This window comes from Paenibacillus sp. GCM10027629 (assembly GCF_042676425.1).
Classification (GTDB): Bacteria; Bacillota; Bacilli; order Paenibacillales; family Paenibacillaceae; genus Paenibacillus_K; species Paenibacillus_K terrigena.
The window spans coordinates 137698-159186 of the sequence record NZ_JBHTGZ010000002.1; the positions used below are offsets into that span (position 1 = coordinate 137698).

Genomic DNA, 21489 nt, shown 5'->3' on the forward strand with positions numbered 1-21489 from the left:
CCCGATAACAATGAAAATCGACTCCTTTTTACGCTAAAAACACTCAACTAAAATTGGATTCTATTGGATAATTATTATCAAAATTGACACTATTTTATGGTTTTTAGACCATCTAAAAACACACTTTATTCCGCATAGCACCAAGGGTTTTCTCGTTTTGTAATTAATTACCTACCCTTTTTCACGCATATAACTGTTACAATTTGAAATAAGTCTGCCAATTAAATTCCAACTTTTGGAGGTGCTTACACATGATCATGAAGCCTGGGCAATTGCAACGCAAGCTTGAAGAGCTCGAAGAGAAATTAAAGCATACTTCGGAGCCCACGTATGTATTCAGACCAGGAGACCCTGTCCGCGTCGGAAATCTGCAAGATGCTGTTGTTGCAGAGGTGCTCCATGATGGCAAAATCTATCTCATCGACTATACGTATATCGATAAGAACTATGGAAATCCGGTCCATCATGAGCATACGCGTAACTATTATGGCTGGCTGGATGTTCGGAAGCCGATCCCCGAGACATCGGACACGATCATTCGCAATACGGACATGAATGTTCGATTTACATTCCGCATGTTATCCGAACTTCTCCAACGCGTATACAATTTCGGCATGAATCTAGACCCCGATTACCAACGGGATTATGTCTGGGAGCTCGAGGACAAGGTTCGCCTAATTGACTCCGTATTCAGCAATGTCGATATCGGCAAATTCTCCGTGATTCAACGGGATCCGAAGACATGGGTACGATCGGGACAGGGCTATGAAATTATAGACGGCAAACAGCGCTTGATGACACTGATGGCCTACTATGAAGACCGTTTTGCATGGAACGGTAAGAAATACAGTGATCTTACCTCCAGAGAGCAGAATCATTTCATGAACTACCCGATTGTGTTTGCTGAAGTGAAAGACATGACGCGGGAACAGACCCTGCGGTATTTCTTAATGTTGAACACGGTCGGCAAGACCATGGACGCAGAACATATTGACCGTGTACGAGCTGAACTCAAAACATTGGCATAAGAACGCTACTCCATTTCATACGATTTTAGATGAGGTTACTGGAAATTGCCTTAATCACTTCGTGTGAAGGAGCGGATCGAATTTGGGTTATTTTGTCGAAGTGGAGCCCCGTGTAAAAATATATGTGGAAGATGTCGGATCCGGCGAACCCATCGTTCTCATTCATGGGTGGCCGGTGAACCACCAGATGTTCGAATATCAGACATCCATGCTGCCGAAGTATGGATATCGCTGTATCAGTATCGATATTCGCGGGTTCGGTCAATCCGACAAACCTTGGTACGGTTATTCGTACGACCGGCTATCCGATGATGTGCGTACCGTCATCGATGGTCTCCAACTGGAGCGCGTTCGACTCATCGGCTTCTCGGTGGGCGGCGCAATCGCTATTCGCTACATGGCACGTCATTCCGGTCGCAAGGTCGCACAGCTTATTCTACTCGGCGCCGCTTCGCCAAGCTTCACGAAACGGCCAGACTTTCCTTATGGCAATACGGTCAATGATGTCGATGCGCTGATCGAGCAGACAACGGTTAACCGCCCGCAGATGATCGAAGATTTCGGCCAGAAGTTCTTCTTCAGTCCGATCACGGAGAGTTTCCGCAGCTGGTTCCAGCTACTTGGACTGCAAGCATCCAGTCACGGCACCATAGCTGTAGCAGAATCACTACGGGATGAAGACTTACGGCAAGACCTTAACAAGATCCTCGTTCCGACAACGCTCCTGCACGGCGTCAAAGACAAGATCTGCCCTTATACGCTCGCACTAGCGACACACAAGGGCATTCCAGGCTCGGTCCTCGTGCCTTTCGAGAAGAGCGGGCACGGCCTATTCTACGATGAACGCGAGAAATGCAATGAATTGATACTTAAAGCTCTGAGAGGACTTCAGACGACCAAGTAACCATTATTACACATACACCTAGCAAAAGAGCACCCTATCACATGATAAGGTGCTCTTTGCTATACAAATCATGGCTTAGCGAAGCCATACGGTCTTCTCTGCTGCTGGGATACGCTTGCTCTGCGGCGCTTCCATATCAGGATACCCCAAGTAGATCATGCCTACGAGCTGTTCCCGCCCACTTAGCCCGAAGGCTTCCTGCATAATCGGATGATACATCGGGTCTCCGGTCCGCCAGACCGCGCCAAGTCCGAGGGCATGTGCGGCGAGCAGCATATTCTGTACGGCCGCATGTACCGCTGCATACTCTTCGATCTCCGTTACGTTCGCATCCTCTGCAGGCGATACCGCCACGGCAATGACGATTGGAGAACGGAAGGCCTTCTTCTCATGGTTACTCCGCTGCTCGGCTTCTTCTTCCGCTGACAGCCCACTCACTTGGGATAGTGCTATATCTGCATAAGCTCGTCCAAGTACGCGCCGACCTTCTCCTTCCATGACGAAGAACTTCCATGGCTCAGTACGCCGATGGTTTGGTGCCCAGATAGCTGCTTCCAGCAATCGCTCGATTTGATCCTGTGGCACTGCATCCTGTTTCACTTTCCCGATACTACGTCTATGTTGAATGGCAGCGAATAAGTCTGTCATATCTTCTCTCATCTCCTGGCGATTATAGTTTAGGCGTGCATTCCAATATTTTAACATAAATATACCATTTCCAAGCAAAAGAACGATTTATTTACATGCTGTGGAACTGACCACCATAGATCATTTACAATAGGGGTATTCTAATAGGTACGAAGGAGATCGTATGGAACCGAAACTTGAAACGTTGTACACCACTTATAAACCCCTGCTTCAATCCATGGCCTACCGGATGCTTGGATCGGTTACCGAAGCGGAGGACATCGTACAAGACCTCTTCATTGCCTATGCACAATCTCCAGATAGCGAAATTCGGAATGAGAAAGCCTATCTCATCAAAATGGTCACCAATCGTTGCATCAACTTCCTGAGGAGCGCCCGCAAGCAGCGCGAAGTCTATGTCGGCCCTTGGCTGCCAGAGCCGCAGGTGTCGCGCATTGAGGAACGCCCGGATGATAACTTCATGCAGCGCGAAAATATCTCATATGCCCTACTCGTACTGATGGAGCATCTTACGCCTGTGGAGCGTGCGGTCTTCATGCTGCGGGAGACGCTCGATTACAGCTATCAAGAGATCGGAGAGCTGCTAAACAAGACGGCGATCAATTGCCGTCAGATTTTCAGTCGGGCACAGAAGAAGCTGCAGCCTGAACTGACCGATACCGCAGCCAAGGCGGATCTCTCGGAACGTCTAGCAATGAGCTTTATCGAAGCATCACGAACCGGGGATTTTCAGAGCTTTGTTACAATGATAACCGAAGATGCAATTCTGCTCAGCGATGGCGGTGGACGTGTCCGGGCTGCGATCAACCCGATTTATGGTCAAGAACGAATATTCGCCTTTCTGCATGGTATTCATACCAAGAGAAACGCTTCCTATCAGCAACACCTCATTCGTGTGAATGGCCATTATGGTATCTTGACTCACATTGGCGAGAATATTTATTCCATTATTGCTTTCCAGCTAGATTCATCGAATCAGAAGGCACAATCCATCTATCTCATTCGCAATCCAGAAAAAATTTCTCATTTCGATATTCTCTAATGTCACAAATGCGAATCCTATTTTGTCTATATCTATGAGAAGCAAATCATGCTTAACATATACAAAATGGAGGGATCACCCATGGAACAAAGAATGCAAATGAACGTCGTCAATCCGCAAGGTTACCAAGCGATGCTGGGATTGGAGCAATACCTGCACGCATCGACGATCGATAAGAAATTATTAGAGCTTATTAAAATTCGCGCCTCCCAAATCAACGGCTGTGCTTTCTGTCTCGAGATGCATACCAAAGACGCACGCAAGATCGGTGAGACGGAACAGCGCATTTACCTGCTCTCCGCATGGCGCGAAGCACCTTATTACACTCCGCAGGAGCGTAGTGTACTTGCACTAACCGAAGCCATTACGGTCATTACCGACAATCATGTGCCGGATGATGTCTATCAAGAAGCAGCGAAGCATTACAGTCAGAAGGAGCTTGCCGATATCATTATGGCGATTATTACGATCAATGCCTGGAATCGAATCGCGATATCCACGCTCATGATGCCGGTATAAGCTTGACTCTCTATCATAATTAGGGTATATTTGGAAAAATATCATAACACCCACACTTACGAAGGAAGCACCTCGTGAGATCGCTGCAACGCAGCCGTTCTCGCGCAGGTGCTTTTTGTGTTGTCTGTTGTCGGGTTGCCATGAAGGAGGATATCCATTTCCATGAGACAGAAAATGATCGCCTTATGCACGACACTATCCTTAATAACCGCTGCAATAGCCCCAGCTGCAGCCCAAGCCGCTTCCTACAGCATACCTGTATCTACCCAATCGCTACTTAACAAGACGAATGAAGCTGCAGACAAGACGCAATCCGCACGCCTATCCAGCTTACAAGGCGACTTAGCCGCGCTTCTGAAATCGGAGGATCAATGGAACGAACGTATTCTATCGCTCCATACCCAGAATGAAGAGACGTTGCCGAGCTTACGCCAACAAATTCAACAGATCGGCTTATCCGAGCGAAGTCGATTGGAACAGCTCGTCACACAGACCAAAGCGAAATATCAGCCCCTCTTCCAATCGTATACTACCTTGAACGATCGGATTCAAGCCGCCAGAGCACTGAAGAACAAAGAGCTGAATGCCTTGCTCCGTATTCAAGCGGATAGCATGAAGGCCGCTGTTCAGCTGGCACGCGCAGATATTCGAGCGAAAGAGGAGGTCTTACGGGCATGGAAGAGCAAGACAGCTGAGACGGTGAAAAAAGTCCGCAGTACGCTTAAGGATATGGACCCGATCAAGGTGCAAATCCGAGCGGAGAAGAGTATTTTGAGCTCCCTCAAGAAACAAATACCTACCGCTTCGCGTAACCTCACCGATGCCGTCAAGGTTACCGATGCGAAGCGATCGATCGATGCGCTAACCTCGCTAACCACCATTATTCGCGACATCAACGCGCATCAACAGAAAATCATTATCTATGAACAAAAGATCAGTGACATTCTCTCCAGAGTCAAATCCCAGATCCCCGTAAAATAATATAGAGCAGCAACCCGCATCGACTTAGGGTCGACTGCAGGCTGCTGCTCCTAGCAAAAAAGGACTTGCCCTGGGGCAGCCGATGATTCGGTGCACCTTCCAGTTCAAGTCCTCGTATCGTTCATCTCTTGATTATCTTCTTATTGTTGTTCTTGGCCTACACGACGCTGAATGATTCTGTGAATGATAATCGATCTAAACTCAAACACAAGGCCAAGCGCTAACATAACGCCCATCACACCAAGCATCGAGATCTGTGCTGTCACGCCGCTCGCTGCCGTCAATACCGTTCCAATATAGCCTTCCAATAAGGCAAAGGTAAAGAACGAAATAGCGATGATCATCGAGCGCTTCCGTTTCTCCTTCAAGATGTCCATAGATTTCTCTGATAAGGATTTATTTGCCATGTGAATAACCTCCTCGTGATTGTCACAACCGTCTCATGCCAATCGCCGAGAGGCTGTGCCCGAAGATTGGAAGCGTTTTAATAATGAGATAATTATATTTAATCACAATTCTGTCACAATGGCAATAAAATCCTTCAAAGTTTAGACACAAAATAGACTCAGAACGTTAACAATTGTATTTGAAATGCATTAATCGGCATAAGTGCCTAACCCTTAAGTACATTTACATTGGCTCTATTGATCACATAGGTGCCCATCAACTCAGATTCTCCAGGATGTTTACCAGCATCCATATCGTAGAATTTCTTAACAGCCATCTCGCCAAACAAGTTCTGGCGCTGCGATATAACCGCATCCAGAATCCCCTGCTTCACATAAGCAATGTTATCTGGATTATTATCGAAGCCAATGAATTTCTGATGCTCCGAAGGATGGCGCTGCGTATAAAGAGCCATGATCTTTCCGAAATCTCCATCCACACCTGCTGCAAGATCGAAGCCGCCACTCTTCTTCACTAGACGCTCGAAATCTGCAAGCCGTTCGTCATGTACAGGATACCCGCTCTGGACACCTACAATTGCAATATTCAGTGATTTCGCAAGCTCATCGCGAATACCTTGCATTCGAAGCTTCAAATTCTCTTGGCGATCGTTAATGGTACTCAGCACAACGTTCCCTTCCCCATGAAGGACTTTGGCAATAAGTCTCCCCATTTCACAGCCTGCTTCATAATCATCCGTACCAATAAAGCTTGTCCGCCGACTGTCAGGCACGTCGGTATCGACACAGATCGTTCGGATCTGCTGCTCCTGTAAAGCATTGATTACTGGCCAGATTGAAGATTGGTCTGCTGGGATGAGAATTAAGTAATCAAGTCCTGCTTGAACCAAATCTTGGATGACTTCCTCTTGCGTGCGGCCCCCATGGCCATCTTGGTAACGAACGACAAAATCCAATCCGTATTTGCTTGCTGTTTTCCTTGCATTATTGATCATCTGAACCGTAAATGGATGCCCCTCTGGCAGATTACTGACGAAGGCTACCCGCTTCGAGCGAAGCTCCGTATTGTCCACTTGATACGCTTCAACGGATTCCCCCATACGACCAACAATGCTTTGTAAAGATGTCGCCAAGTCGAACAAAATTTCATTCGATTGACTCTGCTGCATGCTCAGGGATGCAGCCTCCTCCGTCGATGCTGCTGATTCCTGCGCCACAGCGGCGATATTCGTGATGGAATCGACAATATGATTCTTCGTATGATTCAATACAGCCATGTGCGCTATAATTTTATCCTGATATGTGACAAGATCGGTCACATTCGTTGTAATCTCATCAAATGTCGCGCTAACGTCTTGGATAGTCTGCTGCTGAATTTCGAACTTGTCGGATGCAGAGCGGATCGATTCGACGACCGACGCAATCTCTGTCGTAATCGACTGAATAATTCTGCCGATTTCCGCCGCGGATGCGAAGCTCTGATCCGACAATTTCCGTATTTCACTTGCGACCACGGCGAACCCACTTCCCGCTGTACCGACCCTCGCCGCCTCAATCGAAGCATTCAGCGAGAGCAAATTCGTCTGAGACGCGATGCCCGTAATCGCATCTGTGATCTGATGCACTTCTTTCGCGTGATCCATTAATTTCGCAACACGCTCAATCGTAATCGTTAATTCATCCCTCGTCATACTGCTGGATTCTAGGGTCTTATGGACATTCGCATTCCCATGATCCTTCAATTCACGCAATCGATCCACGCCATCTTCCATAATCGATATGGCCTGTAATACCTGCTCGAACTGCGCTGCAAGCTCTGTCGTCGAATGCATACCGCTCTCTGCATCCACCGCTTGCTGCTGAGCCCCTTGGGACACCGCAAAATTCACATCCGTCATGGCCTTGGATTGTTCAGCGGACTCTCCCGCGGTATCAATGACAACCGTCGTTAGCTTCGTGATTTCGTGGATAGAAGCTTGAAAACCGGAAATAGCGCCCCGAAATTGTTCAATGATATAGGATAGATCTGGTCTGCGTTCACCGAACTGCTGAAGCGCTTCACTCTGCCTCAAATCCTTGGTCTTGATCACTTGAACAGCGTAGGCCGCATCATCATGTGTCCCCTTCGGAACCCAAGCCACGAAGGCTAGTCCTGCAAAGCTGATCAATAGCAAAATATTGCCGGGAATTGCTAAATACTGTCGTATGACAAACGCGGTCACTGCGACAGCAAGTATAATCAACAGCTTAACATTTGTCGAAATCCTCTTCATCATCAATCATCCCCCCTATGGATAAATTTAACTGTATTATTTATTAAGCTAAACAATTCTTCATTGGCTGTATAGCTTTGTTTTCAGCTTTTTGGTAGTTTTTCTACATATTTCGACCGGAGCCTTCGGGTATTCTGAGACAATGCATGAATCTATCCCTGATGGATGATGATAACACAAGGGAGGTGATGAGCATGGCAGGCAGAAACAGCAAACCGAAGAACAACGGCCCAGCAGCATCTCCATCCCGAATGGATCAATTCGGCGATAAGCTGGCAGATAGCAGAGATGATAAGCAAGCAAGAGCGGATCGCAAGCAATAAGCATCCTCGCCAAATAGCCGCGCAGTGAAGTTCTGCAGCGGCTGTTTTGACATATCTTCATCGAACTTTTAACTCTTTTTCATCTGGCATTAAGGTTACTAATTTATAGTACAAGTATCAAATACGAAACTTATCTAAAGCCTAGCCGTAACATACCAAGAGAATAACGAAACCCCCTACTAATGGTTGGAATAAGAAAGGAATTCAAATATGGACCCTAAAAAGATTATTATGATAAGCTTCATGGCCTTTGTCATTGCGTGCAGCAGCAGCATCTGGAGCAATGAAGCGAGTGCAAGCGCTAGCACATACAAATTAGCAACAGACGGTTTAACGAGCAGCTCAGACGCCGATGATCTTCTGCAAGCACTAGGCGTAGAATCAGAAGAGCAAATCTACGATGCGCTCTACAGCGGGCAATCACTGGCAGATATCGCTAATGATAATAAAATGGAAGTCGATCAAGTCGTTGATATTCAGGTGGCTCAGTTAAGGTCACAGCTCGACCAACGATTCTTAAACGGGAGTATTTCCTTAGAAGCTTATCAGGCCCAGCTCGAAGAAATTCATGACATGATTCAAGAGAGTGTGCATCGGAAGATGCTCCAATAATATTCGATCCTATGCAAAAGAACCTTCAAACCACGTTCAAAACGTGAGATTGAAGGTTCTTTTTCCTCAGATGGATTAAGAAGGATCATAACAAGATCCATCGACATCACATTGCAGTCCTGGAATGATCGTGAGTCCGCCTTGATCCTTCGCAAGCTCTTCGTTCAACACTTGCTCGAAGGACTCGCGGTTCGTAACCCCTTGAATGCGTTGGCCGCCGATAATAAATGTCGGCACCGCGGTAACCGCAGCCTCTTCATAGGCATGACGACGAGCCTCATCCTGAACGGACTTATACTTCCCGCTTGTAAGTGCCGCGCGGAAGTTTTCCGCATCAAGCCCGATACTGCTCGCAAGCTCCGTCAATACCTCAAGCTCGCCGATATTTAACTCTTCCTGATAGAATGCCGCGAATACACGGTTCATATAGGCGTTGCCTTTCCCCTGTTCCTTCGCATAATGATACCCTTCGAATGCCAGGCCCGTATAGGGATGCGGCGAAAGGCGAGGCAGCTTCATATCTACGCCCCATTTCTCCGCCATAGGCGAGATAAAAGAATTCCAGCCCTGCAGCTTGCTCGGTTCATTCCATGGATCAATCGGTTGCGACCCACTTGGACGAAGCTCGAACGGCATCCATTCCACCTCCACGTCCTTACCCTGAATGGCTTCCTCGAACGGTTTCTTCCCTAAATAACAGAACGGACAGACAAAGTCCGAATATACTTGGATTTTCACGGTCATCGTAACCAACCTCCTGTACTTCTAACATAATTTGCTTACCTGTAACCATTATAGTTACTAGTTAGAAGTGTGTCAATCGATGACAAGAAGTGGCACAAGCACGAGACTACTGCCAGTTCCATGATTTATTCCGCAAAATGACGGGCTTGCCGCCCAAAGCCTATGTCAATCGCATCAAAATGCAGCGCGCCGCCGCAGCCTTGTTAGAGAGCAATCGATCCGTTACTCATATTGCAGAGACGCTCGGCTATTCAACAATCCATCATTTTACGAGACATTTTACAGCGTATTACGGCATCTCTCCAACGCAATATCGAAAATGACATTAGTGACAACTCAACCTTGTGCAGATTTTCCCCATTACGAAAGTTGAGTTACGATAAGTTAACTTCTTAATTTAATTATGTGTTCCTATGCAGAGTACGTTATAATATAGGGCGTGAGGTGAATATAGGAATGAATCAACCGACATTGTGCCCGCGATTCGAAAAGGCTGTCGAAATATTAAGTAAACGATGGGTTTCCTTCATTGTCTTCCAACTCCTGTCGGGACCGAAGCGATTTAGCGAAATCGAGGCATCCCTGCCGAATATTAGCGGAAGACTCTTATCTGAGCGGCTCAAAGAGTTAGAGATCGATGGAATCGTAAATCGTGCCGTCTATCCGGAGACACCCGTTCGTATTGAATATTCATTAACAACGATGGGGCATGCCCTAGCACCGATTTTCAATGAAATCGTCCATTGGTCCTCCACGTGGATTGACGCATCTTCGCTGAACGCTGATGAACAAGAATCGAAATAAGTCTGAGGAACATCCTATGAATGATAAAGCATTCGAAGTGGATCCCCATCTATGCCCGCTCTGTGGGCAGGACAACCGCTGCGGCTACCGAGCAGGAACCGATGATTGCTGGTGCTTCCACACATCGGTGCCCATGGCGTTAAGAGAGCGAATTACACCCGAGCTGCGAGGCAAGACGTGTATCTGCCGTGACTGCGTTGAGGCGTATCATAGAGAAAAGATCCATAAAGAACAACGATAAACAGGCAATGCTGCGACCGTTTCCCGGTATTTAACCGGGATGCGGTCGTTTTCATTATTTAACGGCATAGAATGAGAAAAATGGTTGAGCAGGAGGCTAATCCTACTCAACCATTTCTCTGTGTACCCATGACTGGATACTAAATCGCCTTTACCATGCCGCCGTCGACGAGCAGGGATTGTCCTGTCACATAGCTATTCGCAAAAGAACCATAGAAGGCTACAATCCGCGCGAATTCCTCCGGCGTACCGAGACGACCCAGCGGAATATCTTTCAAGTTCATGTTCTGAACTTCTTCCATCGTACATCCGAGCTTCGCTGCCATTAGCGCATCAAGCTCAGCGATCCGGTCCGTTGCAATACGTCCTGGCGCCACGGTATTAATCAGAATGTTATCGTTTGCGAACTCGGAAGCCAGCGTCTTCGTTAAGGCTTGTACACCGGCACGGAAAACATTCGAGAGGATGAGGCCTGCAATCGGCTGCTTCACCGATGTGGAAGCAAGATTCACAATTCGCCCTCCGCCAGCAGCTTGCAAGTGAGGGAGTGCTTCGCGGATCATGCGAATGGTGCTCAAGAGATTCAATTCGAAACCGTACATCCATTTCGCATCATCCATGTCTGTGAAGCGTCCTCCCGGCGGGCCTCCCGCATTGGTAACGAGTACATCTAACCCGCCATGCGAGTCCACGGCTGTCTGAATCGCACGACTTACATCCTCTGCATTTAATACATCCATCTGCACCATTAAGACCTGTTTGCCTGTCTGCGCGAGAATCTCATCATGTGCCTGCTGGAGCTGCGCGAGATCGCGACTTGCGATCGTTACGTTCGCCCCTTCTCTGGCGAATTCCAAGGCGCTCGCTCGGCCGAGACCTTTACTCGCAGCTGCTACGAACACGGATTTACCGGTAAGTCCTAAATCCATCATCAACATCCTCCCAATCCATTGGTACTTTCACCCATTATTATGCGACTGAGAGGCTCGCGTCAACCAAGAAAGAACCACCTTACATTTTCGTTTTCCGATATCCCGCAGCTAATAGTTGCATCCCATCCCGATATTTCGCGACGGTACGCCGTGAGATCTGAATACCCTCCTTCGTGAGTATATCCGCAATATGTTGATCTGAAAGAGGGCGGTCTTTGTTCTCCTCGGCTATTATCGCTCTGATTCGAGCCTTAACCGCCTGCGCAGAGGTGTCCATACCCTCCTGTGTCGGCAGCCCTGACGAGAAGAAATATTTCAAGGGATACACCCCGTGCGGTGTCTGTAGATGTTTGCCGTTCACTGCACGGCTGACCGTGGATTCGTGAATGCCCAATCGGCTCGCAATGACCGCTAGGGTCATCGGTCGAATCCCCTTCACACCTGCGGTTAGGAAATCGATCTGCTCCTCCAAGATCGCTTGCATGACTTGCTGCAGCGTCTGCCGCCTCAGAGCCACGCATCGGATGACCCACGCGGCCGATTTGATACGAGCCTGCAAGAATGCAGACGCATCGGATATTTCCGATACTACCGCTGATCCTTGGTTCTCCGCCCATCCACGATAGAGCTCACTGACGGCCAATCGAGGCGAACTGAAAGGATGCATGTGCAGCATATATCCTTCCGTCTTCAGCTCCACCATGGCATCCGGCACCACATAGGGCACGATAGACGTCCCGATCGTTTGGCCGGGACGCGGCTGAAGACGCTGAATATATTGTGCAGCAGCCTTCACCTGTACCTTCGACATCCGAAGACTTGATGCAATCGCCCCCCATTGGCCATGCGCTAAATCCTCGAGATAGTGCGCCACGATCTCCCTCGCACCGTGAGCAGACGACGAGTCCCGATCAATCTGAAGTAATAAGCATTCCCTAAGGTCCCGCCCGCCTATCCCCGCAGGCTCTGCCGATTGCACCTGCCGTAGTGCTTCCTCAGCGAGGCCGATCGAGACATTCAACACAGAGCACACATCAGCTAAATCAATATCCAAATATCCATCTTCATTCAAGTTGCCCGTCAGGTAGACCGCCGTTCGGCGAACATCAGGCGTTAGCTCGAGCAACCGTAATTGGCTAAGCACAGACTGCTCCAAGGATTCAGAAGCAGCCTGCGCATGCCATAACGGATCGTATGCCATCCTTCTGGCATGCGTACTCCTGACGGTCTGGGAATGCCCAGATCCCCTATGTTCCTCCAGTTCCAACACCGGATTCTGCATAACTTGCTCCTGCACATACTGCATCAGCTCTTGACCCGATAGGGTAAGGATATGCATGGATTGCTGGAGCTCCGGTGTCATCGCTAATTTCAGACGCTGATCTTGAACCAACTGATAGCCTAGCACCTTAACATCCCCCTATCGAATTTCTTGCTGATGAACTTCTTAGAACTTCTCTGATACCATCTTCGCTTGCGTGAACAAGAGCAGATAATCCCGTCCGCCAGCTTTCGAATCCGTTCCCGACATATTGAAGCCGCCGAATGGATGCGTGCCTACAAGTGCCCCTGTACATTTGCGGTTAAAATATAAATTCCCAACGAAAAACTCACGGCGTGCCTTCTCCAGATGTGCCCGATTGCGCGAAATGACCGCACCCGTTAATCCATAATCCGTGTTATTCGCGAATTGAAGCGCTTCATCAAACGATGATGCCTTCGTGAACGCAACCACGGGTCCGAAGATCTCCTCCTGTGAGATTCGTGCCGTTGTGTCAACATCCGCGAAAATCGTCGGCTCGATGAAGTACCCTTGCGGATCCCCTGTGTTGCCACCCCATACAAGGCGCCCTTCTTGCTTGCCGATCTCGATATATTCTTGAATTTTGCGATAAGCCTTGTCATCGACGACAGGTCCGACATTCGTTATCCGGTCAGTTGGGTTCCCCATCACAAGCTGCTTCGTACGCTCAACGACTTTATCTAGTACCGCGTCATATACATCTGCATGAATAATTGCGCGAGAACACGCCGAACACTTCTGACCGGAAAATCCAAAGGCAGACGCTGTAATGGCATCTGCAGCCAGATCCAGATCCGCATCGCTATCGACCACGATGGAATCTTTGCCGCCCATTTCCGCAATGACGCGTTTAATCCATTTCTGACCTGGTGCCGTCTTCGCTGCGCGTTCGTTAATCCGAAGTCCAACGTCACGCGAACCCGTGAAGCTAATGAATCGTGTAAGCGGATGATCCACCAAGTAATCGCCCACCTCGCCACCTGGTCCCGGTAGATAGTTCACAACACCTGCAGGCAAGCCCACCTCTTCGAGCAGCTCTACGAATTTCGCTGCAATGACAGGTGTCGTACTCGCCGGCTTCAATACAACGGTATTTCCCGATACGAGCGCTGCTGTCGTCATGCCCGCCATAATCGCAAGCGGGAAATTCCACGGCGGAATGACGATGCCGACCCCGAGCGGAATATAATAGAGCTCATTCTCTTCTTCTTCAATAATGGTAAGCGGCTGAGGCGCACTGAGGCGCTGCATTTCACGCGCATAGAACTCCATAAAGTCAATCGCCTCTGCGGTATCCGCATCGGCTTCGGCACGCGTCTTGCCTGACTCAAATGTGAGCCATGCAGAGAATTCATGCTTGCGGCGGCGCATGAGCGCAGCGGCCTTGTAGAGATACCGCGCCCGCTCATTCGGATCGGTATGCTTCCATGATTCGAATACACGGGCAGCCGTCTGAATCGCTTCTTCCGCGAGCGCACAATCCGCTTGCGATACGACCCCGATCACTTGATCGGTGGAAGCTGGATTAACCGATGCCAACTTGCGGTCTGTCGCTACTTTGTTGCCCCCAATAACGAGGTCATAGGAACGCCCAAGCTCTCCCTCCACTTGTTGCAGTGCCTTATCATAAGCCAGATTGTTCTGTTCATCTTTGAAATTTGTAAATACCTCATTTTTAAATTCTACGCGCATACCCTTTTCATCCTCCCTGAGTAAAATAACAAGAAATATAAATACCGTCCTGTATCCCAATGTATTAGCAATTACCGTGCCAACTTGCTTAAAAAAGAAATATTTTTATATCAAATGCGGTTTTGGCATCCTTCTTGCTTCTTTCATGATTGCTACATCATTACAATGACATGATGATTTGGAGAGGGGATTCTACCCATGGACATCGGTACGGAACTATATCGCAAAACACTACTGACGATTGCCGGCAATCGGCTCGTTGAACATTGGTCGCTCAAATACGGCAAGAAATTAGCGAGTAAATTTATCGCAGGCGATACGCTTGCTGAAGCCTTAACGCAGATTGAGGCACTGAACCAAAAAGGGATTATGGCGACCCTTGATCACCTCGGAGAAGGCATTCGTCACTTGGACGAAGCCGCGGGATATCGGGAAGAATATGTGCGGTTGGTACGGGGGATTGCAGACCGCGGCGTGGATTCCAATGTCTCGTTGAAGCCGACGCAGATGGGGCTCGCGCTCGACCCAGAGACCTGTTACGCAAATATACGCGCTGTTGTCGCAGAAGCTGCGAAGCATCACAATTTTGTCCGCATTGATATGGAAGATACACCGTTCACGCAAGCGACGATTGATATCGTTCGGCGCCTACATGCCGAGGGGCTTACGAATGTCGGCACCGTCATTCAAGCGTATCTCTATCGTTCTCTGCATGATGTCGAAGCGATGATTCAGGAGGGCATCCGCCTGCGTCTCGTTAAAGGGGCCTACAAGGAGCCGAGTACCGTTGCCTACCAGAACGCTTCGGATGTCATTACGAACTTCAAGAAAATGATTCAAATGCACCTCGATCAAGGCATCTATACGTCTGTTGCCTCTCATGACGACACCATGATCAACTGGGTCAAAACCTATGTGCAGCAAAATGGGATCTCCAAAGAGTCTTTTGAGTTCCAAATGCTATACGGTCTACGCATGAGTGAGCAAGCCAAGCTCGCCCAAGAGGGTTACCGAATACGCTGCTATGTTCCGTATGGCGTAATGTGGTATCCGTATTATACGCGCCGACTGGCCGAGAAGCCCGCAAATCTGATGATGGTTCTCAAAAATATGTTCAACTAAACGAGGGAAGATCAGGTATAATCCATATATTAGAATCTTTGTTCTCATATATGGGAGGTCAACCGATTTGAAGCATCATCTGCCGTGTCTCGAACAATTGATCAATACCCAATTTAGATGTCTGCCAACAGATTGCATAGAGGCCCTGCCGATAGAAAATATCTCTACCCAAGGCGAAGGACCTGTATTTACCCAAGTTGGCTCGCAATATTTCTACCTTGAAGCACAGCGTGGGCTAAACAACGATTCATATGAACAATCTTTTATTAGGATTCCCGTGGAAGCGCTTCCGATAGATACTCCACTGGAAGAGGCCATGACTCGATTTACGCACTCGGCATATCTCCTTGTGGAATTGGAAGGTAAGGTTGTCGGTTATGTGTTGGCTGTCGATTTATTGCAAGCCATCATGCAATCATATCGTGTTCTAGACGCGTATTATCGAACGACCCTTGCGACGATTGATCCCGACATGGCTATTACGCTGATTAATGAGGCGCAAGAGGTAGCTGTGTGGACTGCAGGCGCAGAGCATATTTTCTCGATTCAGAGCCAAGATATTATCGGCAAGCCTGCGACAGCCTTCTTTCCCGTCGATCGCTTGCAATCCTTGAAGACCCTTCAGACCGGGGAGTCTGTCTATAAAATGCAGCACCAACCGCGCCAGGATTTGTTCGTGCTTATCAGTGCAAATCCGGTGAAGCTGGACGGGGAGATTGTCGGTGCCGTCGCTGCGGAGACCGATATTACCGCCCAAATCCGGCTTCATCAGGAGCTGCTCCATATGTCGAGCAAGATGCATCATCTTCAGCGTGAGATGGAGATGCTCAGTCCATCGTCCGATCCATTCTCGCCGATCAAAGGCACAAGCCGTACGATCAAGAGCTGCATCGACACGATGCGGAAGGTCAGCCAGACGAAGGCGACCGTACTCATACAAGGTGAGAGCGGTACAGGAAAAGAGCTATTCGCTAAGGCCATCCATGATTCCCGTGAAGATCATAATGCCCCCTTCATCGCGATTAACTGTGGCGCGATCCCCCCGGCGTTATTCGAGAGTGAACTATTCGGATACGAGAAAGGCGCCTTCTCCGGCGCTGATCCACGCGGCAAGAAGGGGCAAATCGCGCTCGCGAACGGCGGAACACTCTTCCTAGATGAGATCGGGGAAATGCCGCTCGAAATGCAGGTGAAGCTGCTGCGCGTGCTGCAAGAGAAGAAGTATTTTCCGATCGGCGGGACGCAAATGCGCAGCGCTGATTGCCGGATCATTGCCGCGACGAATCGAGATCTGAAGAAGATGATTGCGGAAGGGAAATTCCGTGAGGATCTGTATTATCGATTGAACGTCCTATCGATGGAGATTCCTCCGCTCCGGCAGCGCAAGGAAGACATCTATGAACTTACCCAGTCGTTCCTGCATGAGTTCTCCCTCGTATACGGGCGGCATATTCAAGATTTCCCGCCAGAGGTCATTCAATGTCTGCTGCAATACGACTGGCCTGGCAATATTCGCGAGTTACGAAACACGATCGAGCGGCTTGTTATCTTCGCAACGGATGGCATCATCAAATCGGAATATTTGCCGAGTGCCCTATATCAAGAAGCCTCACGACCTTCTGCAATTGACTCTTCCCAAGCCATGGACGTTCATCTCGGCGTTCACGCTTATCAGGAGACCATGGATGCATTCGAACGGAATCTCCTGCTGCAAGCCTTGGAGGAGGTTAACGGCAATAAGCTTGAAATGGCGAAGCTGCTCGGGATTTCGCGGGCTACATTGTATAACAAATTGAAACGGTTCGGGCTATAGGCACGCTAGTGTCTAAAATTTAAGACACTTATTTTCGTAATGTGTCCAATTTCATAGACAAACATAAGAAGACCTCCGCCCGCGCCATCATTGGCGCGAATGGAGGTCTTTATCGTTATGATTGCATATGCTGGAGATACGGTGTCAGATCCACCTTCAACCCTTGAGCCAATCGCTTGCCAAGCTCTGCATCAGCACGATAGAAGTTACAGATGGCGAGCAGCTTGGTCTGGTCCGTAACCGAAGACAAGTCAGCCGTTAAGTTCTTTACGAGAGCATCCTGCTCCGCAGCCGAAAACCGATTCCATACTTGGCCGGCCTGACCAAAGTTATTCGTCTTCTCAATTGTTTTGCGCATCGCTTCGCCTTGGATCGGATAAGGAACATCATTGTACGCTGGATCTTCTTTTGGCGTATGTTGGTGGCGATTCGGTTCATAGTTAATATGATCCTTCTGCTGGCCGTGCGCCATCGCTCCATCCCGCTGATTATTATTCACCTGCGCGAACGGACAGTTAACCGGCAATTGCAAATAATTCGTGCCAATCCGGTAACGCTGCGTATCAGAATAGGAGAACAATCGACCTTGCAATAGCTTATCTTCCGACGGCTCAATGCCTGGAACAACAACACCAGGGTTGAATCCGACTTGCTCAGTCTCCGCGAACACATTCTCAGGGTTCTTATTGAGTGTCATCGTCCCCACGAGCTGATATGGAATATCTTCCTCGAACCAATCCTTCGTCGGATCCAGTGGATTGAAGTCGAAGTTATCCAGATCCGCAGGATCCAGCACTTGCACATATAAATCCCATTCCGGGAACTCTCCACGCTCAATCGCTTCATAGAGATCACGACTTGCATGATTGAAGTCCTTGCTCTGAATCTCCGCAGCTTCCTCGGCAGACAAGTTCTTAACCCCTTGCTTCGGCACCCAGCGCAGCTTCGTGTAGACCATATTGCCGTAAGCGTTGATCCACTTATAGGCATGGACGCTAGATCCGCGCATATGGCGGTAACTCGCCGGAATTCCTTCGTCGGTGAATACATGCACGAGCATATTCGTCGATTCTGGACTTAGCGACATGAAATCCCAATAGCGGTCCGGTGTCTGTAGATTGTTACGAGGATCCGGCTTCAAGGAATGGACCATATCCGGGAACTTCATCGCATCGCGAATGAAGAAGATCGGTAAGTTATTCCCGACGAAGTCATAGTTCCCTTCTTCGGTATAGAATTTGATCGCGAACCCACGCGGGTCACGCAGTGTCTCAGGGGAGTGCAGTCCATGAATGACCGTCGAGAAACGAACGAATACAGGTGTCTCTTGGCCTTCATTTTGCAAAAATGCCGCTTTGGTGTAGCGTTTCATACTGTTCGTCAATTTGAAAACGCCATGCGCCCCTGCACCACGTGCATGAACGACCCGCTCTGGCACCCGTTCACGGTCAAAATGAGCGAGCTTCTCGAGCAGCTGATAATCCTCCAATAAAGTCGGTCCATGCTGCCCCGCCGTCCTGGAACTCTGATTATTGCCAATCGGAACACCTTGATTCGTTGTTAATTTGGTCATAAAAACGCCTCCCTTTATGTAATATGATAGTAGTCACAACCATTCAAGAATCATAACACCATTGTATGACAGATGATAATTAAAATCAATATTAATTTATAATAATTATAAATAAAATATAAGATAAAGGGACAACTCTCGCCGTTCTAATGATGACGTACGTGCGATATTGTCCCTTTTGTTATACAAAAAAGCCGACCCTACAGGTCGGCTCCATTTATTTCTTACGTTATTGGTTTATGATTTAGTTTGCAGCGGGCTTGTATTCACCAATACGGCTAGCTTTCTCTCGCCCTTCTCCATAACGGATTGACATTGGGGGCATGTCGGCTCTGTTGAAAATGCAAAATTATCTCGCATCCAACCTTTGCATTTCTCATTGGTGCATGACCAAACTGCTGTTACTTCCTCAGGAATCTCATCCATCGGTTTTTTCCGTGAATTATACATGTCCATCCCTCTTTCTATCCAGGATTATCAAGCTTATAAATGCCCTGAACCATCGGTCTCAGGAAGTAAGTTCTCGAAGCACTTCTTTAATATGGCCTGACCGTTGGTTTTTAATAAATAAAAATTCACATATTGTACAAGGTTATCCACGCCTTCCATCATAACCCTCTGCAATATGTGAATTCAGGTCAAATATCAATACATTTCCATCTTACCACTTCTGGCACATAATAGCAACGATTACTTTCCATATCTTAGCGTGCAGGAGCATAGCTTAAGATATAAGCGTATAACGAAGGAGCTGAATGCGTTGAACCATCAGCAAAATCCGACCATGAAGCGTGAACGGCCTAATTTCTTAGTCTTTATCGTTGATGAGCAGCGATACCCTCCCCGTTATGAGAGTGAAGCCATACGAAACTGGCGCAAAAATAATCTCGTTACGCAGGAGCTACTGCGTAACGACGGCGTGGAGCTGCATCGGCATTATATCGGTAGCGCCGCATGCTGCCCTAGCCGAGCTACTATGTTTACAGGCCATTACCCTTCTCTGCATGGGGTCACTCAGACGGATGGAATCGCTAAGAGCGCTTTCGATTCGGATATGTTCTGGCTCAATTCCAATACCGTGCCCACGATGGGGAATTACATGCGTGAAGCAGGCTACCAGACGTATTACAAAGGGAAATGGCATATCTCCTACGAAGACATCGTGGTCCCTGGGACGCATCAAGATGTTCCAAGCTATCATCCAAGCAACGGTGTGCCTGATCGTCAAAAAGAAGATCTCTATCGACGGGCAGACCGACTGGAGAGCTACGGGTTTTCCGATTGGATCGGCCCGGAGCCGCATGGACGAAACCCACGAAATTCCGGATCTTCAGCTGCTCATGGTGTCAGTGGGCGAGATGTCGTCTATGCGTCAGAAGTTGTCGAATTGATCCGAGCGTTGGATCAACAAACCCATCCAGCAGAAGAACGTCCACCTTGGCTCATCGTCTCCTCCTTCGTCAATCCGCATGACATCGTGCTATACGGTTCACTAACAGAGCATATCCCTGCGTTTCGCTTCAATGTGGAACCAACAGTCCCTAACGTGGAGCCTCCACCGACCGTCCTTGAATCTTTACACACGAAGCCTCGCTGCCAAGCTAGCTATCGCACTGTCTATCCTCAAGCATTGCAGCCCATCCTAAATCCATCTTTCTACTATAGACTCTATTATCAATTGCAGAAAAACGCCGATGAGCAAATGCAAAAAGTGTATGAAGCGTTAACGCACTCCTCGTTCTACGACAATACGATTATTATCTTCACATCCGATCACGGAGACTTGCTCGGCTCGCACGGTTATCTTCATCAGAAATGGTATTCTGCCTATGAAGAGATTCTCCATGTCCCTTTCGTGATCTATAACAAGAAGCTCTTCCCGAATCCAAAACAACTTGATGCATTGACCAGTCATCTCGACCTGCTGCCAACCATGCTAGGATTAGCGCAAGCCAATGTACCAGAGATCCAAGAACGCCTTAAACTTAAATTTACGGAAGTCCACCCCTTCGTGGGCCGCGATCTAAGCTCCTATCTGCTGGGGGAATCGGTGCCACCCGAAGACTCGGTATTCTTTATGACCGATGATGATGTCATGCTTGGGCAGCATCAGATCAGCGCCTTAGGCAGACCTTATCCTTCTGTTGTCCAACCCAACCATATCGAGACCATCATTACGTGGTTTGAATCAGAAGATGCTGTTGGGACAAAGAGGAGGAGGCTATGGAAATACTCCCGATACTTTGACCCGAACGCAACGAGCAGCGGAACACCCACTCCCGAAGAGTTCGAGTTATATAACTTGACCGAGGATCCCTTAGAGATCCGCAACTTAGCTTACTCCACCTTTGCAACACCAGAGAGTCGGCAAATCCAGACTCAAATGATGCGCCTGTTGGATCTAGAAAGACAGACCAAGCGTTTAACCCCAACGACAGCTTGAGATCTCGAACGAATATCTTTCTTCAGAGGGGGCTTGGATGGTAGTGGGTTGTTTTGGTAATATTCAAGTATAAAGAATGCAGAAAG

At 48.3% G+C, this 21489-nt stretch carries 22 protein-coding genes; 13 read left to right on the forward strand and 9 right to left on the reverse strand.

Annotated elements, in window-relative coordinates; genetic code table 11:
* Positions 1-251: 251 nt before the first annotated feature.
* Positions 252-1028 (forward strand): DUF262 domain-containing protein, encoded by a 777-nt coding sequence (locus ACFQZR_RS00945; protein WP_379341972.1) that lies wholly within the window; start codon positions 252-254, stop codon positions 1026-1028.
* A gap of 82 nt (positions 1029-1110) precedes the next feature.
* Positions 1111-1932 carry an alpha/beta fold hydrolase gene (locus ACFQZR_RS00950; protein ID WP_379341974.1) on the forward strand — a complete coding sequence of 274 codons (822 nt, stop codon included), beginning with the start codon at positions 1111-1113 and terminating at the stop codon, positions 1930-1932.
* A gap of 75 nt (positions 1933-2007) precedes the next feature.
* Here the strand turns inward: ACFQZR_RS00950 and ACFQZR_RS00955 are convergent, their stop codons facing one another.
* Positions 2008-2580, reverse strand: coding sequence for a nitroreductase family protein (locus ACFQZR_RS00955; protein WP_379341977.1), 573 nt, complete (start codon positions 2578-2580; stop codon positions 2008-2010).
* A 163-nt stretch (positions 2581-2743) separates the two neighbouring features.
* Between ACFQZR_RS00955 and ACFQZR_RS00960 the strand changes: the two genes are divergently transcribed.
* The 3 genes from ACFQZR_RS00960 (at position 2744) to ACFQZR_RS00970 (ending at position 5122) form a co-directional block, all read left to right on the forward strand.
* Positions 2744-3622, forward strand: a complete 879-nt coding sequence (locus ACFQZR_RS00960) for an RNA polymerase sigma-70 factor (protein WP_379341979.1) — start codon at positions 2744-2746, stop codon at positions 3620-3622.
* Between the two features lie 81 nt (positions 3623-3703).
* The gene (locus tag ACFQZR_RS00965; RefSeq protein ID WP_379341981.1) at positions 3704-4141 is read left to right on the forward strand and encodes a carboxymuconolactone decarboxylase family protein; all 438 of its coding nucleotides are present in this window, start codon (positions 3704-3706) and stop codon (positions 4139-4141) included.
* A gap of 162 nt (positions 4142-4303) precedes the next feature.
* Positions 4304-5122, forward strand: coding sequence for a hypothetical protein (locus tag ACFQZR_RS00970; protein WP_379341983.1), 819 nt, complete (start codon positions 4304-4306; stop codon positions 5120-5122).
* Between the two features lie 140 nt (positions 5123-5262).
* Here the strand turns inward: ACFQZR_RS00970 and ACFQZR_RS00975 are convergent, their stop codons facing one another.
* Together ACFQZR_RS00975 and ACFQZR_RS00980 are read right to left on the reverse strand one after the other, a co-directional pair.
* Positions 5263-5529 (reverse strand): hypothetical protein, encoded by a 267-nt coding sequence (locus ACFQZR_RS00975; protein ID WP_379341985.1) that lies wholly within the window; start codon positions 5527-5529, stop codon positions 5263-5265.
* 206 nt (positions 5530-5735) lie between these two features.
* Positions 5736-7805: a substrate-binding domain-containing protein gene (locus tag ACFQZR_RS00980; protein WP_379341987.1), complete on the reverse strand. Its 2070-nt coding sequence runs from the start codon at positions 7803-7805 to the stop codon at positions 5736-5738.
* 191 nt (positions 7806-7996) lie between these two features.
* Here ACFQZR_RS00980 and ACFQZR_RS00985 point away from each other — a divergent pair, with 191 nt between their 5' ends.
* Together ACFQZR_RS00985 and ACFQZR_RS00990 are read left to right on the forward strand one after the other, a co-directional pair.
* Positions 7997-8125, forward strand: coding sequence for a hypothetical protein (locus ACFQZR_RS00985; protein WP_379341989.1), 129 nt, complete (start codon positions 7997-7999; stop codon positions 8123-8125).
* 231 nt (positions 8126-8356) lie between these two features.
* On the forward strand, positions 8357-8737 hold the full coding sequence (locus ACFQZR_RS00990) for a hypothetical protein (RefSeq protein ID WP_156826243.1): 381 nt from the start codon (positions 8357-8359) through the stop codon (positions 8735-8737).
* A 75-nt stretch (positions 8738-8812) separates the two neighbouring features.
* Here ACFQZR_RS00990 and ACFQZR_RS00995 read toward each other — a convergent pair whose 3' ends face one another.
* Entirely contained in the window at positions 8813-9481 is a 669-nt protein-coding gene (locus ACFQZR_RS00995) for a DsbA family oxidoreductase (protein ID WP_379341991.1), read from the reverse strand.
* Between the two features lie 89 nt (positions 9482-9570).
* Between ACFQZR_RS00995 and ACFQZR_RS01000 the strand changes: the two genes are divergently transcribed.
* The 3 genes from ACFQZR_RS01000 (at position 9571) to ACFQZR_RS01010 (ending at position 10526) form a co-directional block, all read left to right on the forward strand.
* Positions 9571-9804: a helix-turn-helix transcriptional regulator gene (locus tag ACFQZR_RS01000; protein ID WP_379341993.1), complete on the forward strand. Its 234-nt coding sequence runs from the start codon at positions 9571-9573 to the stop codon at positions 9802-9804.
* Between the two features lie 133 nt (positions 9805-9937).
* On the forward strand, positions 9938-10285 hold the full coding sequence (gene catR, locus ACFQZR_RS01005; RefSeq protein ID WP_314586454.1) for a catDE operon transcriptional regulator CatR: 348 nt from the start codon (positions 9938-9940) through the stop codon (positions 10283-10285).
* A gap of 16 nt (positions 10286-10301) precedes the next feature.
* Positions 10302-10526: a cysteine-rich CWC family protein gene (locus tag ACFQZR_RS01010; RefSeq protein WP_379342032.1), complete on the forward strand. Its 225-nt coding sequence runs from the start codon at positions 10302-10304 to the stop codon at positions 10524-10526.
* Between the two features lie 139 nt (positions 10527-10665).
* Here ACFQZR_RS01010 and ACFQZR_RS01015 read toward each other — a convergent pair whose 3' ends face one another.
* The 3 genes from ACFQZR_RS01015 to pruA all read right to left on the reverse strand — a co-directional run bounded on the left by ACFQZR_RS01015 (position 10666) and on the right by pruA (position 14452).
* Positions 10666-11454 carry an SDR family oxidoreductase gene (locus ACFQZR_RS01015; RefSeq protein WP_379342034.1) on the reverse strand — a complete coding sequence of 263 codons (789 nt, stop codon included), beginning with the start codon at positions 11452-11454 and terminating at the stop codon, positions 10666-10668.
* An 82-nt stretch (positions 11455-11536) separates the two neighbouring features.
* The gene (rpoN, locus tag ACFQZR_RS01020) at positions 11537-12865 is read right to left on the reverse strand and encodes an RNA polymerase factor sigma-54 (protein ID WP_379341996.1); all 1329 of its coding nucleotides are present in this window, start codon (positions 12863-12865) and stop codon (positions 11537-11539) included.
* A 39-nt stretch (positions 12866-12904) separates the two neighbouring features.
* On the reverse strand, positions 12905-14452 hold the full coding sequence (pruA, locus tag ACFQZR_RS01025; protein ID WP_379341998.1) for an L-glutamate gamma-semialdehyde dehydrogenase: 1548 nt from the start codon (positions 14450-14452) through the stop codon (positions 12905-12907).
* Between the two features lie 198 nt (positions 14453-14650).
* Here pruA and ACFQZR_RS01030 point away from each other — a divergent pair, with 198 nt between their 5' ends.
* The gene (locus tag ACFQZR_RS01030; protein ID WP_379342000.1) at positions 14651-15574 is read left to right on the forward strand and encodes a proline dehydrogenase family protein; all 924 of its coding nucleotides are present in this window, start codon (positions 14651-14653) and stop codon (positions 15572-15574) included.
* A 67-nt stretch (positions 15575-15641) separates the two neighbouring features.
* Positions 15642-17387: a sigma 54-interacting transcriptional regulator gene (locus ACFQZR_RS01035; protein WP_379342002.1), complete on the forward strand. Its 1746-nt coding sequence runs from the start codon at positions 15642-15644 to the stop codon at positions 17385-17387.
* Between the two features lie 115 nt (positions 17388-17502).
* On the opposite strand, the gene ACFQZR_RS01040 is transcribed toward ACFQZR_RS01035, so the two are convergent.
* Both ACFQZR_RS01040 and ACFQZR_RS01045 read right to left on the reverse strand, forming a co-directional pair.
* Positions 17503-18960: a catalase gene (locus tag ACFQZR_RS01040; protein WP_379342004.1), complete on the reverse strand. Its 1458-nt coding sequence runs from the start codon at positions 18958-18960 to the stop codon at positions 17503-17505.
* Positions 18961-19197: 237 nt separating this feature from the next.
* The gene (locus ACFQZR_RS01045; RefSeq protein ID WP_018758803.1) at positions 19198-19410 is read right to left on the reverse strand and encodes a cold-shock protein; all 213 of its coding nucleotides are present in this window, start codon (positions 19408-19410) and stop codon (positions 19198-19200) included.
* Between the two features lie 334 nt (positions 19411-19744).
* Between ACFQZR_RS01045 and ACFQZR_RS01050 the strand changes: the two genes are divergently transcribed.
* On the forward strand, positions 19745-21403 hold the full coding sequence (locus ACFQZR_RS01050) for a sulfatase family protein (RefSeq protein ID WP_379342036.1): 1659 nt from the start codon (positions 19745-19747) through the stop codon (positions 21401-21403).
* Positions 21404-21489 lie beyond the last annotated feature (86 nt).